15 protein-coding genes are annotated in these 15,993 nt (G+C 63.6%); 11 read left to right on the forward strand and 4 right to left on the reverse strand.

Features of this window, described 5'->3' with window-relative positions; all coding sequences use genetic code 11:
- Positions 1–25: 25 nt before the first annotated feature.
- From BLW71_RS02040 to BLW71_RS02085, 10 genes are all read left to right on the forward strand, one after another.
- A complete protein-coding gene (locus tag BLW71_RS02040; protein WP_091792819.1) occupies positions 26–463 on the forward strand; it encodes a RidA family protein in 438 nt (145 codons plus the stop codon).
- A 10-nt stretch (positions 464–473) separates the two neighbouring features.
- On the forward strand, positions 474–1,151 hold the full coding sequence (locus BLW71_RS02045; RefSeq protein WP_091792820.1) for a DUF1028 domain-containing protein: 678 nt from the start codon (positions 474–476) through the stop codon (positions 1,149–1,151).
- Positions 1,144–2,313, forward strand: a complete 1,170-nt coding sequence (gene argE, locus BLW71_RS02050) for an acetylornithine deacetylase (RefSeq protein ID WP_091792821.1) — start codon at positions 1,144–1,146, stop codon at positions 2,311–2,313. The genes BLW71_RS02045 and argE overlap by 8 nt, the downstream gene beginning before the upstream one ends.
- A gap of 433 nt (positions 2,314–2,746) precedes the next feature.
- Positions 2,747–3,709 carry an alpha/beta fold hydrolase gene (locus BLW71_RS02055; RefSeq protein ID WP_091792822.1) on the forward strand — a complete coding sequence of 321 codons (963 nt, stop codon included), beginning with the start codon at positions 2,747–2,749 and terminating at the stop codon, positions 3,707–3,709.
- Between the two features lie 14 nt (positions 3,710–3,723).
- Positions 3,724–4,293, forward strand: coding sequence for a methyltransferase family protein (locus tag BLW71_RS02060; RefSeq protein ID WP_091792823.1), 570 nt, complete (start codon positions 3,724–3,726; stop codon positions 4,291–4,293).
- A gap of 10 nt (positions 4,294–4,303) precedes the next feature.
- Positions 4,304–5,635, forward strand: a complete 1,332-nt coding sequence (locus BLW71_RS02065) for a glycosyltransferase (RefSeq protein WP_091792824.1) — start codon at positions 4,304–4,306, stop codon at positions 5,633–5,635.
- Positions 5,636–5,769: 134 nt separating this feature from the next.
- The gene (locus tag BLW71_RS02070; protein ID WP_091800267.1) at positions 5,770–7,290 is read left to right on the forward strand and encodes a DHA2 family efflux MFS transporter permease subunit; all 1,521 of its coding nucleotides are present in this window, start codon (positions 5,770–5,772) and stop codon (positions 7,288–7,290) included.
- 10 nt (positions 7,291–7,300) lie between these two features.
- The gene (locus tag BLW71_RS02075) at positions 7,301–8,287 is read left to right on the forward strand and encodes a glycosyltransferase family 2 protein (RefSeq protein ID WP_091792825.1); all 987 of its coding nucleotides are present in this window, start codon (positions 7,301–7,303) and stop codon (positions 8,285–8,287) included.
- 56 nt (positions 8,288–8,343) lie between these two features.
- Positions 8,344–9,864 (forward strand): efflux transporter outer membrane subunit, encoded by a 1,521-nt coding sequence (locus tag BLW71_RS02080; protein WP_091800270.1) that lies wholly within the window; start codon positions 8,344–8,346, stop codon positions 9,862–9,864.
- Positions 9,865–11,091, forward strand: coding sequence for an HlyD family secretion protein (locus tag BLW71_RS02085; RefSeq protein WP_091792826.1), 1,227 nt, complete (start codon positions 9,865–9,867; stop codon positions 11,089–11,091). It begins immediately after the preceding gene.
- An 89-nt stretch (positions 11,092–11,180) separates the two neighbouring features.
- On the opposite strand, the gene arsH is transcribed toward BLW71_RS02085, so the two are convergent.
- The 4 genes from arsH to BLW71_RS02105 all read right to left on the reverse strand — a co-directional run bounded on the left by arsH (position 11,181) and on the right by BLW71_RS02105 (position 13,911).
- A complete protein-coding gene (arsH, locus tag BLW71_RS02090) occupies positions 11,181–11,945 on the reverse strand; it encodes an arsenical resistance protein ArsH (RefSeq protein ID WP_091792827.1) in 765 nt (254 codons plus the stop codon).
- On the reverse strand, positions 11,945–12,367 hold the full coding sequence (arsC, locus tag BLW71_RS02095; protein WP_091792828.1) for an arsenate reductase (glutaredoxin): 423 nt from the start codon (positions 12,365–12,367) through the stop codon (positions 11,945–11,947). The genes arsH and arsC overlap by 1 nt, the downstream gene beginning before the upstream one ends.
- On the reverse strand, positions 12,364–13,449 hold the full coding sequence (arsB, locus tag BLW71_RS02100; RefSeq protein WP_091792829.1) for an ACR3 family arsenite efflux transporter: 1,086 nt from the start codon (positions 13,447–13,449) through the stop codon (positions 12,364–12,366). Before arsB ends, arsC begins: the two co-directional genes overlap by 4 nt.
- 129 nt (positions 13,450–13,578) lie before the next feature.
- Positions 13,579–13,911 carry an ArsR/SmtB family transcription factor gene (locus BLW71_RS02105; protein WP_091792830.1) on the reverse strand — a complete coding sequence of 111 codons (333 nt, stop codon included), beginning with the start codon at positions 13,909–13,911 and terminating at the stop codon, positions 13,579–13,581.
- A 300-nt stretch (positions 13,912–14,211) separates the two neighbouring features.
- Between BLW71_RS02105 and BLW71_RS02110 the strand changes: the two genes are divergently transcribed.
- Positions 14,212–15,963: an IlvD/Edd family dehydratase gene (locus BLW71_RS02110; RefSeq protein ID WP_091792831.1), complete on the forward strand. Its 1,752-nt coding sequence runs from the start codon at positions 14,212–14,214 to the stop codon at positions 15,961–15,963.
- Positions 15,964–15,993: the final 30 nt, after the last annotated feature.

Consider the following 15,993-nt stretch of genomic DNA (forward strand, 5'->3'; position numbering starts at 1 on the left):
TTCTTCCTAGCATTGAGGTGCATTGATGAGCCAACCTACGCACACCCGTATCCGCATGTTCAACACGAAGGATACATATCCGAACCAGACACTCGACAACGATCTTTGTCAGGCCGTGCGCGCCGGCAATACCGTGTATGTGCGCGGTCAGGTGGGCACGGATTTCGACGGCCGTCTGGTCGGCCTCGGCGATCCGCGCGCTCAGGCCGAGCAGGCCATGAAGAACGTCAAGCAATTGCTCGCGGAGGCGGGCAGCGATTTGTCGCACGTCGTCAAGACGACGACGTTCCTGACAGACATCCGTTATCGCGAGCCGGTCTATCAGGAAGTCGGCAAGTGGCTGAAGGGCGTGTTTCCGATTTCCACGGGCCTGGTGGTGGTCGCACTGGGACAGCCACAGTGGTTGATGGAAATCGATGTCGTCGCCGTCATTCCGGATGGATGGGCGCCGCCGGCGGCTTAAGGAGCGGGACATGACATTCTCTATCGTCGGGCGGTGTGCTGAGTCCGGGCAGCTTGGCATCGCGATCAGTTCGTCCAGCATCGCGGTGGGCGCGCGATGCCCGTGGGTGCGCGCAGGCGTGGGCGCGGTGGCGACGCAGAACGTCACACTGCCTGCGCTCGGCCCGCAGGTTCTCGATCTTCTGGAGAACGGACAGTTGGATCCGGCCGCGGCACTGGAGCAAGCGCTCGGCGGGAGCGAGTGGAGCGAGTACAGGCAGGTGACGGTGATCGATAGCCAGGGCCGCACGGCTTTCTTCAGCGGCAAGGAAGCGCTGGGCACCTATCACGCTGTTGCCGGCGCGCAATGCGTCGCGGCGGGCAACATGCTCGCCGGTGTCGAAGTGATCGAGGCGATGGTTCCTGCCTTCGAGCAGGCAGCCGGCACGCTGGCCGAGCGCCTGCTCGCGGCCATGCATGCCGCGATGGCTGCCGGCGGCGAAGCAGGCCCCGTGCATTCCGCGGCGCTCAAGATCGTGGGCGGGCAGAGTTGGCCGATCGTCGACTTGCGCGTCGATTGGGCGAATGAAGATCCCATCGGTCAGCTCGACGGTCTATGGCAGGCTTATCGGCCGCAGATGCAGGACTACATCACTCGCGCGTTGAATCCGACCGCCGCGCCCAGCTACGGAGTGCCAGGCAATGAATGACCGATCCAGCCGTGCGCTGCTAGAGCGGCTGATCAGTTTCGCCACGGTCAGCCGCGACTCCAATCTGGAGATGATCGAGTTCATTCGGACTTACCTCGAGGAACTGGGTGTCGAGTGCGAGCTGTTCTACAACGCCGAGCGCACCAAGGCGAATCTGTTCGCGACCATCGGCCCGCGTGAGGGAGGCGGCGTCGTGCTGTCCGGGCACACCGACGTGGTGCCTGTTGACGGCCAGCCATGGACCGTCGATGCATTCCGTCTCACTGAACGCGAAGGGCGGCTGTATGGCCGCGGCACGGCCGACATGAAAGGCTTTATCGCTTCGGTGCTGGCGGCGGTGCCCATGTTCATCGAACGGGAACTGAAGCTGCCGGTGCACCTCGCGTTCTCGTACGACGAGGAAGTAGGATGCCTCGGCGTGCGTTCCATGCTGGCGGACCTGGAGCAGCGGCCGCACAAGCCGGCTCTGTGTCTGATCGGCGAGCCTACCGGGCTCAAGCCGGTGCTGGGTCACAAGGGAAAACTGGCAATGCGCTGTCACGTGAAAGGCGCGCCTTGTCATTCGGCTTACGCGCCTTATGGCGTCAACGCGATTCAATACGCGGCGCGGATGATCAGTCGTCTTGAAGAAATCGGCGAACAGCTGGCGCAACCCGAGCATCACGACGAACGCTTCGATCCGCCGTTCTCGACCGTGCAGACGGGTGTGATCAAAGGCGGCCGTGCGCTCAACATCGTGCCGGCCGAATGCGAATTCGACTTCGAAGTGCGCGCGCTGCCGGGCTTTAATGCGCACACGGTGGCCGACCAGTTGCAAACTTACGCCGAAGCCGAGTTGCTGCCGAAGATGCGAGCCGTGAAGTCCGACACCGGCATCCGCCTTCAGCCGCTTTCCGCCTATCCGGGATTGGCGACATCGCCCGATAGCGAAGCGGCGCGGCTTCTCGCGCTGCTCAGCGGCTCGACTGAATTCGGCACGGTCGCATTCGGCACCGAGGGTGGGCTCTTCGAGCAGGCCGGCATTCCCACGGTGGTCTGCGGCCCGGGCAGTATGGACCAGGGACATAAGCCCGACGAGTTTGTCACCGTCGAGCAAATGCGCGATTGCGATGCGATGTTGATTCGCCTCGCGGACTACCTCTCGAGCGCATCCTTTCAATAATATTTCACTTGCCGATTTCGAACATTCGCTCAATGATTTTTTAGCTTTTATTTTTGAAACATGTTAAAAAGCATTCCGTTATCGTATGTTGACATCAAGGCTTCACGCGAAGCGGCAACACTGGCGTCGACGAATGACAAGCAGTAGCGATTGAAGTAATGCTTTTCAATTAAATATAAGAAATATCACGAGGCATCGAACGCTCGATTGAAGCGGCCTGAGGTCAGGCGCGCTGCGGGGAGCGGGCAGGCATCATGTCCGGTGATGCGTGTGTTCGGTGTAGCAGCGGTCGTCGCGGATCGGATTTGCCGGCGTAAAGGTGTAATGGCAAGTCGCATGGGCCTGATCCACGGTAGTACGGCCGCAAGGCGTTCGCTCGCGCGGACGCGGTGTCAGTACGCATTTGCCTCGGGCAAGTGCCTGCGAATACGCCATGCCCATCGAAAAACTCCTTGTTCCGCTACCGGCGGGCCTGAAAGTCTACGTTGAACGTCACGTATTCGATCCGGCCTTCGAGAGTGTCATTCTGATCAACGGCGCGTTAGCCACCACGGCGTCGTTTGGACAGACAATCAAATACCTCGGCGAACGCTATAACCCAATCTGTTTCGATTTGCCCTATGCGGGGCAATCGAAAGCGCATAACGAATGCGGCTTCATTCTTACCAAAGACGATGAAGTCGACATTCTGTTGTATCTCATCGGCTTATTCGAGCCGGGCTTTCTGTTATCGGTGTCCTGGGGCGGCGTGGCGTCGCTGCTTGCGCTCTCGCGAGCGCGCACGAGCGTGCGCCGCGCGGTGATCGCGTCGTTCTCGCCGCTGCTCAACGAGGCCATGACCGCGTACGTGACCGCGGCGCGCGACTACATCGCCGCGGGCGAAAACCTGAAGGCCGCGCAACTGCTCAACGACACCGTCGGCTGTCATCTGCCGCGGATCATGAAGCTCTACAACTACCGCTATCTGTCGACGCTGCCGCGTGACGAGCAGCACCAGGTGGCGTTTCATGTCGACCAGATTCTGGCGATTCGCCCGGAGCAGTATCTGCACGAATTCAGCAACATAGACTGCGGGCTGAAGTTCATCAACGGCGAGCTCGATGCGTACACCACGCCCGACGACGTCCGCTCGCTCGGCCATCATCTGAAGCGTGCGGAGTTCGCGACCATCGATCAGGCCGGGCATTTCCTCGATCTGGAAGGGCGCGCCGCGCTGCGTCAGGTGCGCACGGCGATTATGGATTACTTCGGCGCCGCGCCGGTTCAGCAACCCGTGCGCGCGCTCGACTGCTTCGACGCGCCGAGCGGCCGCGCATCGCTCCCGCTCGTGCCCGAACCCGCCATCGCGAACGTCGCAACTCCCGCGTTGCAGGCCGCTGCCGATCACTCGTTCTAACAGGTCGAACCATCGTGAATATCGCTCAGAGCATCGCCATCGTCGTACCGTGGACAGTGTGGCTGCTGTACTGGATCGCCACGTCGAACCAGGTCAAGGAGACCGCGCGAAAAGAGGCGTCCGTGTCGCGCACCTTGCAGTCGATTCCGTTGATCGCCGGCGGCGCGCTAATCGTGTTGCCGGACTTCAATGCCGCGGCGTGGTCGTTCGATTCGCATTCGATCGGTGCGCTGCAATTCGCCGGCCTTGCCGTGCTGCTTGCCGGCCTCGCGTTTTCAGTGTGGGCGCGCCTGCATCTCGGCACCAACTGGAGCGTGTCGGTCACGCTGAAAGAAGATCATGAACTGGTGCGCAGCGGCCCGTACGGGCTCGTACGGCACCCGATCTACACCGGTTGCCTGCTGGCGCTCGCGGGCGGCGTGCTGATCGGCATGCAATGGCGCGGCGCGCTCGGCTTGCTACTGATTTTCGCTTCGCTCGCGTACAAGGTGCGGGTGGAGGAGAGCTGGCTGACCGGCCACTTCGGCCGCGCCTATTCGCAGTATCGCCGCGACGTCGCTGCGTTGATCCCGGGTCTCTTCTGAGCCGCCGGGCATGACAAGAGTCATCATCACCGCAATCGGCTCCGCGGGCGACGTGCATCCGCTGCTCGGCATCGGCGCGGCACTCGCGGCGCGCGGACACGAGATCGTGTTCTGCACGCATCCGCCGTTCGCGGAAGCGGCGACGCGCCGCGGCTTCATGTTCGTGCCGATCGGCACGGCGGCCGACTACGCCGACGCGATGGCGAATCCGGCGCTATGGAATCCGCGCACGTCGTTTCGCACCTTGTGGGCGGTCATTGCGCCGACCCTGCGAGCGCATTTCGACACGCTGGCATCACTGACCACTCCCGACACGGTGCTGGTGGGCACGTTATGGGCTTTTTCCGCCCGGCTGATGCAGGAGCTATACCGGGTCCCGTTCGTATCCGTGCAAGTGTCGCCGTCCACCTTGCTTTCCGCGCACGCTCCGCCGACCCATCCGCGGCTCACCATTCCACGACGTTTGCCGCTCGCGGTAAAGGCAGCGCTGATGCGTTCGATCGAACGGTACGCGCTCGACAAGGTGTGCGGTCCGGCGCTGAACGCGTTGCGCGCGGAGCTGGGTCTCGAACCGGCCACGCGCATCTTCGGCCAATGGTTGCATTCGACCGATCGCGTGCTCTGTCTTTTTCCCGACTGGTTCGCGCAGCCGCAGCCCGACTGGCCGGCTCCGTATTGCATGAGCGGCTTTCCGCTGTTCAACGACACCGTTGCGTGCGCACCCGATCCGCAACTCGATGCGTTTCTCGCCGCGGGCGAACGGCCCGTGGTTTTCACGGCGGGCTCCACGATGATCGATCAGGCGCGTTATGCGCGAGCGGTGCGCGACACGCTCCGCGAGAGCGGGCTGCGCGGCATTCTTTTGCGGCCCGACGCGCCTGTCGAGGATCGCGCCGCTGCGAATGAGGCGAGTTCGTTCTCCACGTGGATCGAGCGCCGCTACGTACCGCTGCAGACGCTGTTGCCGCGTTGTCGCGCGCTGGTGCATCACGGCGGCATTGGCACGGCGGCGCTGGCGTATGCCGCCGGTATCCCTCAAGTCGTGACGCCATTCGCACACGATCAGTTCGACAACGCGCAGCGCGTCGTCGCGAGTGGGTGCGGGGTTCGGGTGGATGGACCGATTGAGGCGCGGACGTTGACGCGCGCGCTCAGGCAGGTGCTCGGGAGTCCGTCGCTCGCGACGCAGTGTGGGCGCGTGCACGACCGGCTCGCCGCGTCGCCGGATGGATGCGAAGCGGCGGCGCGCGAGATCGGGGGATTCATGCAGACGGGCGTGCGTGCGGCAGCCGACGTTCGCGTGTTGTCGCCCGCGTTGGCGTTGAGCGGGCAGGGCGTATGAGCGCCGCAGCGCGAATGCCGGAGGGCGCGGGGTCAAGCGATGACGCGCGAGGCGGCTCGGCCCGTGACGCGCGCGCCGGCGTGGACAGCGGGCACGAAGAACGCAACGAGCACAACCAGCGCGACAACCGAACCATGCGCGGCGCTCGCCTCGCGTTGCTCACCTTTGCGCTTTCGCTCGCAACGTTCATCGAGGTGCTCGACTCGACGGTGACCAACGTCGCGGTACCCGCCATTTCGGGTGGCCTCGGCGTGTCCAATAGCCAAGGCACGTGGGTGATCAGTTCCTACTCCGTCGCGGCCGCCATCGCGGTGCCGCTGACAGGCTGGTTATCCAGACGGGTCGGCGAAACCCGCCTCTTTCTCGCGGCGGTGATTCTTTTCACGCTGACGTCGCTGCTCTGCGGCGTGGCCGGCGACTTTCATCTGCTGGTCGTGTGCCGCGCATTGCAGGGCCTTTTTTCCGGGCCGATGGTGCCGCTCTCGCAAACCATCCTGTTGCGTACGTTCCCACCCGACAAGCGCGTGGTGGCTCTTGCGCTGTGGGCGATGACCGTGCTGCTCGCGCCGATCCTGGGGCCCGTGGTCGGCGGCTGGATTATCGACAGTTTCTCGTGGCCGTGGATCTTCCTGATCAATCTGCCGATCGGCATCTTTTCGTTCGCGGTGTGCATGACACTGCTGCGTCCCGATACCCGCAACGCGCACGGTGCGAAAGCCGCGCCGGTCGATCTGCCGGGCATCGTGCTGCTGATCGTCGGCGTCGGGTCGTTGCAGGCCGTGCTCGATCTCGGCCATGACCGGGGCTGGTTCGATTCGCCGCTGATCCTGACGCTCGCCATCGTCGCCGCGCTTGCGATCGTGTCGCTGCTGATCTGGGAAGCGGGCGAGAAGGATCCGGTGATCGATCTCAGCCTGTTTCGCGACCGCACGTTCTCGTTTTGCGTGCTGATCATTTCACTCGGGATGATGAGTTTCTCGGTAGTCGGCGTGATCTTCCCGTTGTGGCTCCAGGCCGTGATGGGCTACACCGCGTTTCAGGCCGGGCTCGCCACTGCTCCGCTCGGCATACTCGCGCTGGTGTTCTCGATTCTCGTCGGCATTTTCTCGGCGCGTTTCGACGCGCGCGTGCTCGCCACGTTCGGCTTTCTGATCTTTGCGGGCGTGCTGTGGTGGGACGCGCACTTCACGCTGACGATGACCTTTACGCAGATCATTACGCCTGGCCTGATTCAGGGCATCGGCCTGCCGTGCTTTTTTATTCCGTTGACCGCCGCGACGCTCTCACGCGTGTCCGACGACAAACTCGCCGCCGCTTCCAGTCTGTCGAACTTTCTACGCACGCTGTCGGCGGCCTTCGGTACGGCGATGAGCGTGACGCTGTGGGACAACCGCGCGCTGTATCACTACGACGTGGTTGCGCAGTCGGTGGCGAAGTCGTCCGGCAACACGCAGCGCTTCGTTCAGATCCTGCACGGCATGGGTATCGACGGCGCGCGCGAACTGAGCACGTTGCACCATATCGTGCAGCAACAGGCGTACATGATGGCGACCGGCGACATGTTCTACATGGCGAGCATCACCTGCCTCGTGCTCGCCGCGATGATGTGGCTGACGCGTCCCAAACGCGGCGCCGCGATGACCTTAGGTCACTAGGAGCAGAGTCATGACGATCCTGGGCGCGTTGATCATCCTGTTTCATCCGGGCGAGGCGCAGTTGATGCAAGCCGTGGCGATGCGCGACGAGTGCGACCGCCTGCTGGTGGTCGACAATTCTCCGCAGCCGGACAGTCGCGCGGCCCTGGTACTGGGCGAAGCAGGGATCGAGCTGCTGCATCACGGCAATCGCCACGGCATTGCCGGTGCATTCAACTGCGGCCTGCGTGTGCTGTTCGAGCGGGGCGCGGATGCGGTCGCGCTGTTCGACCAGGATTCCGAAGCGCCGTCCGGCTATTTCGACGTGATGCGCGACCGGTGTGCGTCGGTGAACGGTACTGCGTTCATGGCCGGCCCGCGCATCTTCGATGAAAACGATCAACGCTTTCTGCCGGAACTGTCGACCAGCGGTCTGGGTGTCGAAAGATTGTCGTTGCGCATGGATGCTGGCTTGCAGCGCTGCGCGTTCCTGATCTCGTCGGGTTGCGTGATTTCGCGTGAAGCGTTCGCGCGGCTCGGCCGCTTCGACGAATCGCTGTTCATCGATCACGTGGACACCGAGTATTGCCTGCGTGCGCTGCTGCGCAATGTGCCTGTCTATGTCGTGCCGTCGCTGGTGCTGTCGCATCGGATCGGCACGCGCCACCGCCATCAATTAGGCCCCTTCGAAGTGACGACGATGAATCACCCTGCATTGCGCCGCTACTACAGCGCGCGTAACGCGATGCAGCTGGCGCTGCAATATGGACTGCGTCTGCCGGTCGCGGTCGTACCGAACCTGTTGACGCTATGGCAGATCGTGCAGATCGTGCTGCTGGAGAAACACAAGCTCGACAAACTGAATGCGATTGCGCTGGGGCTTATAGATGGATTGTTCGCCCGGATGGGGCCGCTTGGAGAAACCCGTCCTCGGCTCGCGGCCAGACTGGCGAGGGCGGCGGCCGTGAATGCGCCAGCGGCGACTGAAGGTGCGATGCCTCGCACGCACCACTCATGAAGCAGCCGATGCGCCGCCTGATGCGCCACCTCATTCGCCACCTCATCCGCCACCGCATGCGCCATTCGTGCGCCTTGCTGCTGATTGCATCGGCACTGAGCGGCTGCGTCAGCGATGCGGGTCTGCATGCGAACGTTCAGCCTCGCAAACCCTCCGCCGATGCGCTCGCGCAAACCGCCGGTCCGGGCACCCACGGCGCGTGGCCCGCGCCGGACTGGGTCGGCCGGTATCGCGATTCGCAATTGGATGAACTGGTCGCCGAAGCCCTGCAGAATAATCCCGACCTGCAGGTCGCGAAGGCACGCGTGAGCGCCGCGCAGGCGCAGCTCGAACAGTTCGCGTCGCTGACGGGCCTCACGGGCACGGCGGTGGCGACCGTGAGCAAAACCCGCTTGCCTCAGCCGGCGGATGTGGCCAACGTTTCAGTCGGCGGCCAGCAGATTCCGGTGCAGGTGTTCAACGACCCGACGGTGTCGCCCGCCGCGCTGATCGCGGGCTTGAGCTATCAGCTCGATCTGTGGGGCAGGAATGCGGCGCTCTCGCGTGGTCTGCTCTCGTCGCGCGACGCGGCACGGATCGATGCCGAGCAGGTGCGGCTCACGCTGACAGTCGCGCTGGTGACGCTCTACTGCGAACTCGACCGCGCGTTCGCGATGCAGGACATTCTGCGGCAGAAGCAGCAGGCGGCGGAGCGGGTCGATGCGGTGTTGCGTGAACGTAGCGCGCGCGGCCTCGATAACGCCTACGACGCCGCGGATGCAACGCTCAAGCAAAGCCGGCTCGCCGCGCAGCAGGCGCTCAACGACGAGCGCATCACGCTCACTGAGTTGCAGATCGGCGTCATGACGGGGCGCGGGCCGGAGCGCGGTTTGTCGCTTCATCGGCCGCAACTGGCCGCGGCGGCCGACGCGCCGATGCCGGCGCAATTGCCTGTCGATCTGCTGGGACGTCGCCCCGATATCGTGGCGGCGCGGTTACGCGCCGAAGCGGCGCTCGCGAGCGTCGATGTCACGCGTGCGCAGTTCTATCCCGACGTGAATCTCGTGGCGTTTGCCGGCTTGACTGCGTTGACGCCTGCCGCGCTGTTCTCGCGCGCGGCGATGACCGGCTCGATCGGCCCGGCCATCTCGTTGCCGGTGTTCGACCGGACCCGCCTGCGCGCGCAACTCGGCGGCGACTATGCGAATGTCGACGCGACGGTGAGCCTCTACAACAAGACCGTCGACGAAGCGCTCGGCGAGGTCGCGCGTCAGCTCACTTCATTGCGCACGGTGGACACGCTCACGAACGAGCAGACTCGCGCGGTAGATGCGGCCGCTCGCATCGTCGCGATTGCCGAGGAGCGGCACCGGCGCGGTATCGGCATGCAGAAGGACGTGACGCTCGCCGATCTCTCGCTGCTCGACGAACGCGCGCAGCAGGTCGATCTGCAGGGCCGCCGCCGGCTGTTGCAGGTTGCGCTGGTCGGCGCGCTCGGCGGCGGCTTCGACGAACGCAAGGTGGCCGGCGCACCGCTCTCGCATTATCAGACTACTTTTCCCTCTCACGCGCGCATTACGGATACGCACTTCGATTGAATGCACAACGATAAACAGGCACATGATGCCGCCGGCTGGACCGAGGAACAGGTCAACGCGGCAAACGTAGCGCACGGCGCGCGCGATCGCATCCGGGCGACGCGCCGGCGTCGCTTCGCCATTTTCTTCGGCATGGTGGCGCTCGCCGGCGCCGCATGGGCGACGTGGTGGGGGTTGAGCGCGCGCTTCTTTGAGGAGACCGACGACGCCTACGTCGCCGGCAACATCGTCCAGATCGCCGCGCAGATACCGGGTACTGTCACCGATATTCTGGTGGACAACACGCGCCAGGTGCGCGCGGGCCAGCCGCTCGTCAGGCTCGACGATGCCGAAGCGGCCGCGGCGTTCGCCCAGGCGCGCGCGCAACTGACGCTGGCCGTGCGGCAGGTGGCGAACGCAACGATTTCGCGCAAGCTGTACGTGCAATCCATCGACGCGCGCCGTGCCGAACTGGCATTGGCGCAGCGCGCGCTGGCGGCGCGCGACCACGCGTCAGTCGAAGTCGTGTCGCCGGAAGAACTGGCGCGCGCCCGCGAGGCGGTGGCCGTGGCGCAGGCGAATCTGGCTTCGGCGCAGGTTCAGCTGGACGCCGCGCGCGCGCTCGGCGGCAAATTCCCGGTCGAGGCGAGCCCACCCGTTCTGCAAGCTGCGGCGCAATTGCGCCTTGCCTATCGCAATCTGCAACGCACGACTATCGTGTCGCCCGTCGACGGCACGGTCGGCCAGCGCTCGGTACAGATCGGTCAGCAAGTCGGGCCGGGTCTCGCGCTGATGTCGATCATTCCGCTCGAACGGTTGTGGGTCGAGGCCAACTTCAAGGAAGGGCAGATCCGCAGCATGCGCGTGGGGCAGGCGGTGCGCATCGTGTCGGATGTGTACGGCTCGCAGGTGGTGTATCACGGCCGCGTCGAAGGCTTTTCGGCGGGCACGGGTAGCGCGTTTTCGATGCTGCCGTCGCAGAACGCCGCGGGCAACTGGATCAAGGTCGTGCAGCGCGTGCCGATCGTGATCTCGCTCGACCCGGCTGATCTCGCCGCGCATCCGTTGCGGCTCGGCTTGTCGATGCAGGTGTCGGTGGATACGCATGTGCGCAGCGGACATCTGATCGGCAACGATACGCCGGCGCCGACGCAAAGTACGCGCGTGCATGACAACGTGTCGCGCGATGCGGACGCGTTGATCGAGAAGATCATTCGGGAGAATAGCGGCCGCGGCGGTGACAGTTAGCGATCCGCGGCGTCACGGTTTTCCGCACCACGACTGAACTGCGCAACGGCCAGCGCCCAGGCCGCGTAGCTCGCCGACCGGCGTCGCGATCACTCCGTTTCATTGTCGTCGGTGTCCGCATTGGCGGTCGCTGCTTCCTGATTCATGGCGGCGGCTGCGAGTGTCGTGGCAAGCTCCGGGTGTGTTTCCTTCCGCTCGCTGTAGCGATCTGTCAGATAGTCCGACCTGTCACGCACCAGCAGCGTGAACTTGTACAGTTCCTCCATCACGTCGACCACGCGGTCGTAGTACGCCGAGGGCTTCATCCGGCCGCTTGCGTCGAATTCCTTCCAGGCCTTCGCCACCGACGACTGATTCGGAATGGTCACCATACGCATCCACCTGCCGAGAATGCGCAACGCGTTCACGGCGTTGAATGACTGCGAGCCGCCGCACACCTGCATCACCGCGAGCGTACGGCCTTGTGTTGGGCGAACGCCGCCGCTTTCGAGCGGTAGCCAGTCGATCTGGTTCTTGAATACGGCCGTCAGCGTGCCGTGACGTTCCGGGCTGCACCAGACCTGTCCTTCCGACCATTCCGAGAGTTCGCGCAGTTCGACCACCTTCGGATGGTCGGCCGGCACGCTGTCCACCAGTGGCAAACCGTGTGGATCGAAAACCCGGGTTTCCGCGCCGAAATGGCGCAGGATGCGTTCGGCTTCGAATGTGAGAAGCCGGCTGTATGAGGTTGCGCGCAACGAACCGTACAGCAGCAGGATTCGTGGAGCATGTTGTGAAACCGTGCCCGGTTCGAGCTTGCGCAGATCCGGCGTGTCGAGGTGCGGCGCGCTGACGTTGGGGAGATCCTGCGTCATTAAAGGAGCCTCCGTCCTTCGCTATCGACAACCTGCTCGCCGTCTTCTTTCGCGAATGAGCCCTGCTGCGCGGCGGGCAGGATATCGAGCACCGCCTCGGACGGCCGGCACAGGCGCACACCAAGTGGCGTAATCACAAACGGACGGTTGATCAGGATCGGATGTTCCAGCATGGCGTCGAGCAACTGCTCATCGCTCAGGGATGCATCGCCCAGACCCAGTTCAGCGTAGGGCGTGCCCTTTTCGCGCAGCGCAGCGCGTACGGTCAAGCCGGCGCGAGCAATGAGCTGCTTCAGTGTCTCCCGCTCAGGCGGGGTCTTCAGATACTCGATTATTTCCGGCTCGATCCCGGCATTGCGGATCATGGCTAGCGTGTTGCGCGACGTGCCGCAGTCGGGATTGTGATAGATCGTGACGTTCATAGCGGTTCCCCATTGCTGATGTGTTTCGCTTCGTACCAGTGCTGAGAACGGTTGACAATGCCGACGACGAACAGCATCACCGGCACCTCGATCAGCACACCGACCACCGTGGCGAGCGCCGCGCCGGAATGAAACCCGAACAGGCTGATTGCCGTGGCGACGGCCAGTTCGAAGAAATTGCTGGCGCCGATCAGACTGGACGGCCCCGCAACACAATGCGCGACGCCGAGCCGGCGGTTCAACAGGTACGCAAGGCCGGAGTTGAAGAACACCTGAATGAGGATCGGCACCGCGAGCATGGCGATAACGAGCGGCTCCCGGATGATCGCTTGCCCCTGAAACGCAAACAGCAGCACGAGTGTCGCGAGCAAGGCGCTGATCGAATAGGGGCCCATGCGTGCGACCGCCTGGCGGAAATGCGCGTCGCCCCCGGCCAGCAGATGCCGGCGCAGAAACTGGGCAAGCACCACGGGGATCACGATGTAGAGTCCGACCGACATGAGCAGCGTATCCCACGGCACCGTGATCGCGGACAGGCCGAGCAACAGCGCAACAAGCGGCGCAAAAGCTACGATCATGATGGAGTCGTTCAGGGCGACTTGCGAAAGCGTGAAATACGGATCGCCCTTGCAGAGTTGCGACCAGACGAACACCATCGCCGTGCAGGGCGCGGCGGCCAGCAGGATCAGGCCTGCGATATAGCTGTCGAGTTGATCGGCGGGAAGCCACGGCGCAAACACATGGCGGATGAAAATCCAGCCGAGCAGCGCCATTGAGAATGGTTTGACGAACCAGTTCACGAACAGCGTGACACCAATGCCGCGCCACTGGCTCTTGACCTGGGACATCGCCGCAAAGTCGATCTTGACCAGCATCGGGATGATCATCACCCAGATCAGCGCGCCGACCGGCAGATTGACCTGCGCCACTTCCATGCGGGCGATTGCCTGGAAGAGCAGGGGAAGCAGTTGGCCAAGGAGGATGCCACCAACGATGCAGAGCGCGACCCAGACCGTCAGGTAACGCTCGAAAAAACCGATAGCCGGTCGTTCGCCGCCGGCCGCTGTATTAGTGCTGCTCATTAAATTCCTCTACACGGCTTGCGCCAACGTCAGGGATTGCTGTCTGAATCGCGTTGTGATCGAACAGGGCAAGGTAAAGCCGGCTGTTGTCGCTCAGATTCGCAACCGCGATAGGGCTGCGGCGACGCTTCATGCTTTGTCTGCGCAGCAGACTGGAAGAGTGCTCGCCGCGCAGGTCTCTCCCGCGCAACAGTTCTCGGTCAGGAAGCCGATCAAACCGGTCATGGCGTCAAAGTTCGCCGTGTAGATGACGAACCGTCCGTCCTGTCGCGGCGTCACCAGATCCGCATGTGACAGATCCTTCAGGTGAAACGAAAGGCTGGAAGGGGAAAGCCCGAGCTGCTGGGCGATTTCGCCGGCAGCCATGCCGTCCGGGCCGGCTACGACCAGCAGCCGGAAGATCGCGAGGCGCGATTCATGGGCAAGCGCGCTCAAGGCGCGTACAACGAGGTTTGAGTCCATACCCGAACGATAGAGGTTTTGTTTCTACATTTCAAGTATTGTTGAAATGACGATGAGGCGGGATGTGGCGGTGCTCGATAGGCGAGCGGTCAACCCCGCTCGGTGGCGGACCGCTGGTTCGATGCAGCGCTCGCGCCGACCAGAAAAATCTTTGTTGTTTGAAAATATCAACAGTGCGTTCTTGTGTTGTCCCGCATTTTCGATAATGAATGTGAATGTTGTCCCGCCACGCGGGTGCGCAGCATCGCTTCCCGCACCTGCCTGGCCCCTTTGCCACTCATTCTTTCGCCGGGTATCCCCATGTCCAAGACCAAACCAGAAGAATCGCTCACCGCACCGGCCACCGGAATCCGCAAAGGTCTCACGAACTATGGCGACAGCGGCTTCTCGCTGTTCTTGCGCAAAGCCTTCATCAAAGGGGCCGGTTACACGGACGATGCGCTGGATCGACCGGTAGTCGGCATCTCCAACACCGGCAGCGCCTACAACCCGTGCCACGGCAACGCGCCGCAATTGATCGAGGCGGTCAAACGCGGCGTGATGCTGGCCGGCGGCTTGCCGATGGATTTTCCGACCATTTCCATCCATGAGAGTTTTTCGCAGCCGACCAGCATGTACCTGCGCAACCTGATGTCGATGGATACCGAGGAGATGATCCGCGCCCAGCCGATGGACGCGGTCGTACTGATCGGCGGTTGCGACAAGACCGTGCCGGCGCAGTTAATGGGTGCTGCATCGGCGAACATTCCCGCCATCCAACTGATCACGGGTTCCATGCTGACTGGCTCCCACCGTGGCGAGCGCGTCGGAGCGTGCACCGATTGCCGGCGCTACTGGGGACAATTTCGCGCGGACGAGATCGATAGCCAGGAAATCGCCGCCGTGAACAATCAGCTGGTGGCCAGCGTGGGCACCTGTTCGGTGATGGGTACCGCCAGCACCATGGCTTGCGTGGCCGAAGCGTTGGGGATGACCGTGCCGGGCGGCGCATCGCCGCCGGCAGTGACCGCGGACCGTATCCGCATCGCGGAGGAGACGGGCGCCCAGGCCGTGCGGATGGCGCGGAGCGGCCTGACCATCGACAGGATCCTCACCGCCGATGCATTCGAGAACGCCATACGCGTGTTGTTGGCGATCGGCGGCTCGACCAACGCGATCGTTCACCTGAGCGCCATAGCGGGACGCATGGGACTGGATGTCGATCTGCAGGCACTGGACCGCATGGGCCGCGAAACGCCGGTGTTGCTGGACCTGAAACCATCCGGCCAGCACTACATGGAAGACTTTCATCATGCCGGCGGCATGGCGACGTTGCTGCGCGAACTCAAGCCGCTGCTCAAGCTCGATGCGATGACGGTGACTGGCCGCACACTGGGCGAGGAGATCGAACTGGCCGGCCCCGGCTTCGAGCAGAACGTGGTGCGCACCATCGCCGACCCGATTTATCCGCAAGGCGGCATTGCCGTTCTGACGGGCAACCTCGCGCCTCGCGGCGCGATCATCAAGCAATCGGCCGCCAATGCCCGGCTCATGCAGCACGAGGGACGCGCGGTCGTGTTCGAGAACGTCAAGGACATGGCTGAGCGTATCGACTCGGACGATCTCGATGTCACGGCGGACGACATTCTGGTACTGAAGAACATCGGCCCGAAGGGCGCACCGGGGATGCCTGAAGCCGGCTACATTCCCATCCCGAAGAAGCTCGCGCGCGCGGGTGTGAAGGACATCGTGCGGATATCCGACGGGCGCATGAGCGGCACCGCCTTCGGCACCATCGTGCTGCACGTGACGCCCGAGGCGGCCGTCGGCGGCCCGTTGGCGCATGTGCAGAACGGCGACTGCATCCGGCTGAACGTGCCCGCCCGTGAAATTGCGCTGCTCGTATCGGACACCGAACTGGCGCGCCGCGCTGCCGCCGCGCCCATCGACGTGCCGACTGCCGAGCGCGGCTATCAGAAGCTGTTCCTCGACACCGTGTTACAGGCCGACCAGGGCGTCGATTTCAATTTCTTGCGCGCGCCGAGGCGTGTCGGCACGACGCCGAAGGGCTAACGAGTCCGCCCCTCACCGTAGGACACGGGC

Origin of the sequence: Burkholderia sp. WP9 (assembly GCF_900104795.1) — a bacterium.
In the GTDB taxonomy this organism is placed as follows: Bacteria; Pseudomonadota; Gammaproteobacteria; order Burkholderiales; family Burkholderiaceae; genus Paraburkholderia.

What these genes read in the sequence shown, in the direction of transcription:
- BLW71_RS02085 (WP_091792826.1), top strand. Translation starts at nt 9,865, where the DNA reads ATGCACAACGATAAACAGGCACATGATGCCGCCGGCTGGACCGAGGAA.
- BLW71_RS02075 (WP_091792825.1), top strand. Translation starts at nt 7,301, where the DNA reads ATGACGATCCTGGGCGCGTTGATCATCCTGTTTCATCCGGGCGAGGCG.
- BLW71_RS02110 (WP_091792831.1), top strand. Translation starts at nt 14,212, where the DNA reads ATGTCCAAGACCAAACCAGAAGAATCGCTCACCGCACCGGCCACCGGA.
- arsH (WP_091792827.1), bottom strand. Translation starts at nt 11,945, where the DNA reads ATGACGCAGGATCTCCCCAACGTCAGCGCGCCGCACCTCGACACGCCG.
- BLW71_RS02080 (WP_091800270.1), top strand. Translation starts at nt 8,344, where the DNA reads ATGCGCCATTCGTGCGCCTTGCTGCTGATTGCATCGGCACTGAGCGGC.
- BLW71_RS02055 (WP_091792822.1), top strand. Translation starts at nt 2,747, where the DNA reads ATGCCCATCGAAAAACTCCTTGTTCCGCTACCGGCGGGCCTGAAAGTC.
- argE (WP_091792821.1), top strand. Translation starts at nt 1,144, where the DNA reads ATGAATGACCGATCCAGCCGTGCGCTGCTAGAGCGGCTGATCAGTTTC.
- BLW71_RS02045 (WP_091792820.1), top strand. Translation starts at nt 474, where the DNA reads ATGACATTCTCTATCGTCGGGCGGTGTGCTGAGTCCGGGCAGCTTGGC.
- BLW71_RS02070 (WP_091800267.1), top strand. Translation starts at nt 5,770, where the DNA reads ATGCGCGGCGCTCGCCTCGCGTTGCTCACCTTTGCGCTTTCGCTCGCA.
- arsC (WP_091792828.1), bottom strand. Translation starts at nt 12,367, where the DNA reads ATGAACGTCACGATCTATCACAATCCCGACTGCGGCACGTCGCGCAAC.
- BLW71_RS02040 (WP_091792819.1), top strand. Translation starts at nt 26, where the DNA reads ATGAGCCAACCTACGCACACCCGTATCCGCATGTTCAACACGAAGGAT.
- arsB (WP_091792829.1), bottom strand. Translation starts at nt 13,449, where the DNA reads ATGAGCAGCACTAATACAGCGGCCGGCGGCGAACGACCGGCTATCGGT.
- BLW71_RS02105 (WP_091792830.1), bottom strand. Translation starts at nt 13,911, where the DNA reads ATGGACTCAAACCTCGTTGTACGCGCCTTGAGCGCGCTTGCCCATGAA.
- BLW71_RS02065 (WP_091792824.1), top strand. Translation starts at nt 4,304, where the DNA reads ATGACAAGAGTCATCATCACCGCAATCGGCTCCGCGGGCGACGTGCAT.